The sequence below is a fragment of the Chryseomicrobium aureum genome (genome assembly GCF_016909155.1).
Lineage (GTDB): Bacteria > Bacillota > Bacilli > Bacillales_A > Planococcaceae > Chryseomicrobium > Chryseomicrobium aureum.
This window is the reverse complement of record NZ_JAFBFG010000033.1, coordinates 1-3,258: the sequence shown is the minus strand read 5'-3', so window position 1 is coordinate 3,258 and position 3,258 is coordinate 1. Positions and strand designations below refer to the sequence as shown.

The 3,258-nt window shown below is 48.9% G+C and carries 5 protein-coding genes; all 5 read left to right on the top strand.

What is annotated here, in order from left to right:
* Positions 1–211, top strand: a 211-nt coding sequence (locus JOD03_RS13670) for a hypothetical protein (protein WP_204592023.1), incomplete at its 5' end; no start/stop codon positions are given.
* Positions 207–779, top strand: coding sequence for a DUF6431 domain-containing protein (locus JOD03_RS13820; RefSeq protein ID WP_279327661.1), 573 nt, complete (start codon positions 207–209; stop codon positions 777–779). The genes JOD03_RS13670 and JOD03_RS13820, both read left to right, overlap by 5 nt.
* On the top strand, positions 757–2,115 hold the full coding sequence (locus JOD03_RS13665) for a DDE-type integrase/transposase/recombinase (RefSeq protein WP_094943789.1): 1,359 nt from the start codon (positions 757–759) through the stop codon (positions 2,113–2,115). Before JOD03_RS13820 ends, JOD03_RS13665 begins: the two co-directional genes overlap by 23 nt.
* On the top strand, positions 2,108–2,908 hold the full coding sequence (locus JOD03_RS13660; protein WP_094943787.1) for an ExeA family protein: 801 nt from the start codon (positions 2,108–2,110) through the stop codon (positions 2,906–2,908). The genes JOD03_RS13665 and JOD03_RS13660 overlap by 8 nt, the downstream gene beginning before the upstream one ends.
* Positions 2,905–3,144, top strand: a complete 240-nt coding sequence (locus JOD03_RS13655) for a DUF5348 domain-containing protein (protein ID WP_204592022.1) — start codon at positions 2,905–2,907, stop codon at positions 3,142–3,144. The genes JOD03_RS13660 and JOD03_RS13655 overlap by 4 nt, the downstream gene beginning before the upstream one ends.
* Positions 3,145–3,258: the final 114 nt, after the last annotated feature.

Genomic DNA, 3,258 nt, shown 5'->3' with positions numbered 1-3,258 from the left:
AATGCTGATTAAAAACGTCAATTTGTTGACGGTATTGTTTGTCCAGGAATTGACGGATATAATGTCCTTAACAAACCTGAAGAAAGGAAAAGACGCCTCCCAAGATGTCGGCCATTACCAGTGGCGCGACGGAAGACGTCCCTCAAACAATATGATTGTTGTCTCTGATTATAGCATAGTCAAATGCGCCGAGAAAAGCGTTTTTTATTAAATGTGCAGAAAAGGTCCCTTGTCCCTGTTGCGAGCATCTGGAGTACAAGGTCATTGGTTCGAGAGAGCGTAAGTTGAAAGATGAGACAGGTAGTGCAAGAACATTTGTGGTCAGAAGGTTGCGTTGTAAACAGTGTGAGAAGATCCATCATGAGCTCCCTGACCTGATGATCCCCTATAAACGTTACGCTGCATCCGTACTTGAAGAGACGATCTTCCAGAGCTCCCACCTGACGGTGGCGGTAGATGAATCGACTCTGTATCGCTGGAGAAAGTGGTTCGATGAGTTGATCGACTACTGGCTGTTCATCCTACAATCCATACTTATTCAATTTCAGAAGAATGAGGCCTCGATAGCCGACCTGTCCAGTCGGCTATTGCCTGTACATAAGCGAGTCGGACAATGGTTCGGTTCAGCACCTGGTTGGCTGGGAAAGATTGTCCATCCGGTTGCGAACCGTCATTTTTGGATACATACCCGTTCTGCGTTTTTGTCCATCCTCCCATCGACTACACTTCAATTATCGACTAGAAGGAGTGTGGAGAATGGGAAGAACAAAAGCAGATGAGAAGGCGACAAATCGGTTTCAGATGATCGCGCCACTATTGAATGAAGAACTAGATCAACAGGAACGAGGAAGGCTCCTCAAGCAGGTCGCGTCACATCATGGACTTTCTGAACGCACCATCCGGCGCTATCTCTCACAATTCAAGACTGAAGGGTTCGAGGGGCTGAAACAGAAGCAATATCGATCAATCCCAGTAGAGTCACAGGACCTGGTGCTCGAGCAGGCCATCTTATTGCGACGTGAGGTGCCGAGCAGGAGCATCGCCTCCATCATCCAGATATTAGAATGGGATGGAGTCGTAGAAAAAGGTACATTGAGGCGCTCTACATTGCAGGAACGGCTAGCCAAGCGTGGTTATAGTGCGCGCCAGATGAAGTTGTATCATGAGACATCTGGTGCTGTCCGTCGTTTTCAAAAGCGCAGTCGAAATGCCTTGTGGCATTCTGACATCAAATACGGACCGTACCTGCCGATCGGACCAAACGGCACGAAGAGACAGGTCTATATGGTGGCCTTCCTCGATGATGCGACACGGTTCCCATTGCACGTCTCGTTCTATGAGATGCTTGACGCACGGTGTGTTGAAGATGCGTTTCGCGAATCTGTCCGAAAGCATGGTGTGCCAGAGAGTGTGTACTTTGACAACGGCAAACAATATCGCACGAAATGGATGGCAAGGACCTGTTCCAAATTAGGGATACGTCTCCTCTATGCCCGTCCCTACTCGCCTGAATCGACTGGGAAGGTAGAACGTTTCAATCGAACATTTGAGGAGTTCCTACAAGAGGTGAAGCTCGAAAGTCCACAGACCACCGATGAACTGAACAAGTGGCTGGAGGTCTGGTTGGAAGAGCGCTATATCCATAAGCCACATCAGGCGTTAGGTGAGAACACGACGCCGCTCGAGGCCTATCGCAAAGAAGGTACACCGATCCGTCACATATCGGCTGAAGACCTTGCGCATGCCTTTCTGCATTCAGAGAGCCGAAAGGTCGATAAAGCCGGTTGCATCAGTTTCCAGGATGAGAAATATGAGGTCGGAATAAACTTCGTGGGCTGTAAGGTCGAGATCACCTATGATCCACAGGACACCGATGAATTGATCGTAGATTACCCAGGATATGATAGCTGGAAGGCAAAACGATTGGTGATAACCGAGCGGACCGGAAGGCGTCCATCCCTTCCAGAAAAGATGACGAAGGAACCTGCCGGTTCTTCAAGACTTCTAAAAGGTGCACAGAGAAAGAACAAAGAGCGACGGGCAGCTGCCATGACCCCTACTGTTCCAGCAGTCAGCTTCCGAAATATCGGAAAAGGAGGATCAGAACATGTTTGAATCCTTCTTTGAGATGCGCCATACCCCTTTCTCGCGTAGCATCCCGACAACTGAACTCTATGAATCTACTCAGCTAGAAGAGATCATCGGACGACTAAACTACGCCGCAGAACGTCAACTGTTTGCGGTGATGACCGGAGAATGTGGACTCGGAAAGACGACAGCGATCCGCCGGTTCACAGATCAGTTGGACCCGTCGCGTTTCAAACTCCTCTATCTTTCCGACAGTAAACTGACACCCCGTCATTTTTACAAGGGGATGTTAGAACAGTTAGGACTTGAAGCGAAGTTCTATCGAGGTGACTCGAAACGGCAATTACACCGCGAGATCGAACTGATGAAAGGCATCCATAAGTTGACGCCCGTCGTCGTCGTGGACGAAGCACATCTACTCGACCGTGAGATGTTAGAAGAGGTGCGCTTTCTATTGAACTTTCGTATGGATGCGCAAAGTCCGATGGCATTGATCATGGTCGGTCAGACGGAACTATGGGACCGCCTACAGTTACAGTCCTTTGCGGCAATCCGTCAGCGTATCGACATCCAGTTCAAGCTCGACCACCTTGATCGGTCGGAGACCGAACAATACATGAACAAACATCTGCGCTATGCAGGTGTCGAGCGAGATATCTTCAGTGACCTGGCAATCGATGAGATCTTCAGTTACTCGAGTGGCGCATCCCGATTGATCAACAAGTTGGCGACACATTGTCTCCTGTTCGCAGCACAGAATGGCTCCCGCATCATCGACGACCGTATGGTCAAGAAGGTGATCGAAGGTGAACTGGCATGAAGAAGAGCCGTTGGAAGAAGATGCGTTATGAAGAAAGTCTCGACTGTTGGGTGGTCGTCTGGGATGACGAGACAGGTTACAGGATGCGATGCGGAGAATGGTTCGAGTTGTACCTTGGGTACGGGAAGGTGCTCTCGTGTCGTCTAGAGCTCGGAAGAGATTGGTACATCATCACTGGGCAACATGAGGTCCGTTTTTATCTGAAACAAAATGAGACATATCAGGTGAATCTATAAATCATCAATGGGAGGTGCCACTGGCAGCCTCCCATTTGTCTAATGACAAAAAATCCGTCAGGACTTGGACAAAATCATCCATCAACTTACGGTCATTATTTGGCGTCATTAACA

Excerpts from the sequence above, each read along its gene's own strand:
- JOD03_RS13665 (WP_094943789.1), top strand. The coding sequence starts at position 757 with ATGGGAAGAACAAAAGCAGATGAGAAGGCGACAAATCGGTTTCAGATG.
- JOD03_RS13660 (WP_094943787.1), top strand. The coding sequence starts at position 2,108 with ATGTTTGAATCCTTCTTTGAGATGCGCCATACCCCTTTCTCGCGTAGC.
- JOD03_RS13655 (WP_204592022.1), top strand. The coding sequence starts at position 2,905 with ATGAAGAAGAGCCGTTGGAAGAAGATGCGTTATGAAGAAAGTCTCGAC.